Below are 278 nucleotides of genomic sequence, written 5' to 3' on the forward strand. Positions count from 1 at the left end.
CTCGGCTCAAGGCCTCTGCGGTGCGCCTGACCTCTCGCAGTACTACCGGCCGTTGACCGAAGCCCTACCGTTTGTCATCGACATCAACGGCGATGCGAACGCCGATCGCTGCCGGATCGTCTGTGGGTACTTCGCGTGTGACCGGCACCCGTTCAACCCATTGCTCGAATCGTTGCCGAGAGTGGTCCACGAACCCGTGTCGAGTCGGAGTTGGGGGTGGATGTCGCGGCTGCTCGATGCGGCGATCGAGGCGAGCGACGGGCGCAACGCCGGGCAGG

Annotated in this window: 1 protein-coding gene; it reads left to right on the forward strand. The window is 65.1% G+C overall.

What is annotated here, in order from left to right:
• Window positions 1-52 precede the first annotated feature (52 nt).
• Window positions 53-278, forward strand: a 226-nt coding sequence (locus SB754_RS19930; RefSeq protein ID WP_410784114.1) for a cupin domain-containing protein, incomplete at its 3' end; no start/stop codon positions are given.

The sequence above is a fragment of the Leifsonia sp. SIMBA_070 genome, from assembly GCF_046534635.1.
Classification (GTDB): Bacteria; Actinomycetota; Actinomycetes; order Actinomycetales; family Microbacteriaceae; genus Leifsonia.